This is a genomic window from Novosphingobium sp., assembly GCF_036733805.1.
Lineage (GTDB): Bacteria > Pseudomonadota > Alphaproteobacteria > Sphingomonadales > Sphingomonadaceae > Novosphingobium.
Window position 1 is genome coordinate 1 of the sequence record NZ_DAIMZT010000138.1, and the last position, 2272, is coordinate 2272.

Here is a 2272-nt window from a genome sequence, read left to right on the forward strand (position 1 = left end):
GATCGACGCCGGTGCCGAAGGCAAAGCCCTGCCACTCATCCGGGTCCAGCCCGCACGCCTCGATCACGCGGCGGTTGACCATGCCGCTGCCCAGCACTTCCAGCCAGCCGCCGCTTGGGCTGTCGCCGTCGCCGCCGATCACCCGCTGGCCGTTGGTGAGCGTATAGCCCACGTCCACCTCGACCGACGGTTCGGTGAAGGGGAAATAGCTCGGCCGCAGCCGCAACACGATATCGTCGCGCTCGAAGAAGGCCTTGAGGAATGTCTCCAGTGTCCATTTGAGGTGCCCAAGGGTGATCCCCTTGTCGATCACCAGCCCCTCGATCTGGTGGAACATCGGCGTGTGCGTGGCATCGCTGTCCGACCGATAGACGCGCCCCGGCGCAATGATGCGGATCGGCGGCTCGCCGTTCATCATCGTGCGGATCTGCACCGGCGAGGTGTGGGTGCGCAGCAGCATCTTCTTGTCGCCCTCATCGGGGAAATAGAAGGTGTCATGCATCGCCCGCGCCGGATGCGTCTCGGGGATGTTGAGCGCGGTGAAATTATGCCAGTCGTCCTCGATCTCCGGCCCGGTAGCCACGGAGAAACCAAGGTCCGCGAAAATCTCCGCCAGTTCGTCCATCACCTGGCTGACGGGATGCACCGACCCCTGCGCGCCCAGGTCGGCAGGCAAGGTCATGTCGATCTTTTCGGCCGCGAGCCTGGCATCGAGCGCCGCCTGCTCCAGCGCCGCCTTCTTTTCCGCCAGCGCGGCGGTCACGCTCTCGCGCAAATCCTGGATCGGTGGGCCTTTCTCCAGCCGCTCCTCCGGGCTCATGGGGCCCAGGGTCTTGAGCAGCCCCGTGACCACCCCATGTTTGCCCATGGCGCCGACACGCAGCGTCTCCAGCACGTCGAGCGTATCGGCCGCGGCGATGTCGGCGATCAGGCCGGCTTTCAATGCGCTAATCTCAGTCATCCAAACTTCCACTCATCTCGTCATTCCCGCGAAAGCGGGAACCCATCTCCTGATCTCTTGATCAGTCGCCGCGTAAAGAGGGCAAGGCTGTGAAACCCAAGCCAAGAGCCAGGTCATCCCAATCGGGATTGCCGGCTTCGATCAGCTTGATCTTCCACTGCCTGTTCCATTTCTTGATCCGCTTTTCTCGCAAGATCGCGCTGTCCATTTCGCCATGCGCCTCGAACCAGACGAGGCGCTTGACGCCGTAGTCGCTGGTGAAGCCATCGATCAAGCCGTTTCGGTGTTCGTATAGCCGCTTTACGAGGTCGGAAGTGACGTCGGTATATAACGTTCCATTCTTCCGGCTTGCTAATATGTAGACTGCTGGGTTGATCTCGCACTTCATGACGCCCTCGGGAGATGGGTTCCCGCTTTCGCGGGAATGACGGGATAATGAAGATGAATTACGCCCGCGCGCCCAGCAGTGCCCCGCCGAAACCGATGAACATGAGGCCGGTGCCCCGGTTGAACAGCCGCTGCCGGTTCGCGGGCGCCAGCCAGCGGGCGAGCTTCACCCCGCCCAGCGCATAGACGCACTGCCAGCCGAATTCGATCGCGACGAAGCTGATGATGAGGATCGCCAACTGCACCGCAAAGGGCCGGTCGGTGTCGATGAACTGCGGAAACAGCGCGGCGGCAAAGATGATGAGCTTGGGATTGCTGAGCCCCGTCAGCAGCCCGGTGCCATAGAGCGCCCGCAGCGATCGCCCCCGCGTCGCGCCCACTTCCCCCGCGTCTCCCACCGGCGCGCGCCACGCCTTGATGCCCAGCCAGAGCAGATAGCCGACCCCCGCATAGCGCAGCCCGTCGAACAGGCCCGGCGAAGCCTTCAGCAACGCCCCCAGTCCCAGCGCCGAAGCGATCAGGCAGAGCAGGATCGCACTCATCAGCCCCGCCATGGTGGCGACAGCCCGTCGCGGTCCATGGTGAATGCTCTGCGTCATCACATGCAGCATGTTCGGTCCCGGCGTGGCCGAGATCAGGAAAACCGCCGTGACGTACAACCACCAGACATGCAGCGACATGGGTTTGTCTCCCTAACGGAGTGCTTCCACTCCTGTTCGCTTCGAGCGAAGTCGAGAAGCGGATAGCGCATCCATCTCGTTTCTCGACACGCTCGAAACGAACGGTCGTTGGAAAACGAAAAAGGGCGCCGAAGGCATCTGCCCCGGCGCCCCTTTTGGACGATCTTGCGATCGTTCTAAGCTCAGGCCGCGGGCAGCGCAGCCTTCGCCTGGGCGATGATGGCGCTAAACGCCTCGCCTTCGT

At 62.9% G+C, this 2272-nt stretch carries 3 protein-coding genes; all 3 read right to left on the minus strand.

Features of this window, described 5'->3' with window-relative positions; translation table 11 throughout:
* On the minus strand, positions 1 to 961 hold a 961-nt coding region (pheS, locus tag V7D69_RS15905), incomplete at its 3' end, for a phenylalanine--tRNA ligase subunit alpha (RefSeq protein ID WP_333606320.1).
* A gap of 61 nt (positions 962 to 1022) precedes the next feature.
* A complete protein-coding gene (locus V7D69_RS15910; protein ID WP_333606318.1) occupies positions 1023 to 1349 on the minus strand; it encodes a GIY-YIG nuclease family protein in 327 nt (108 codons plus the stop codon).
* A gap of 58 nt (positions 1350 to 1407) precedes the next feature.
* Positions 1408 to 2028, minus strand: coding sequence for a LysE family translocator (locus V7D69_RS15915; RefSeq protein ID WP_333606319.1), 621 nt, complete (start codon positions 2026 to 2028; stop codon positions 1408 to 1410).
* Positions 2029 to 2272: the final 244 nt, after the last annotated feature.

What these genes read in the sequence shown, in the direction of transcription:
- V7D69_RS15910 (WP_333606318.1), bottom strand. Translation starts at nt 1,349, where the DNA reads ATGAAGTGCGAGATCAACCCAGCAGTCTACATATTAGCAAGCCGGAAG.
- V7D69_RS15915 (WP_333606319.1), bottom strand. Translation starts at nt 2,028, where the DNA reads ATGTCGCTGCATGTCTGGTGGTTGTACGTCACGGCGGTTTTCCTGATC.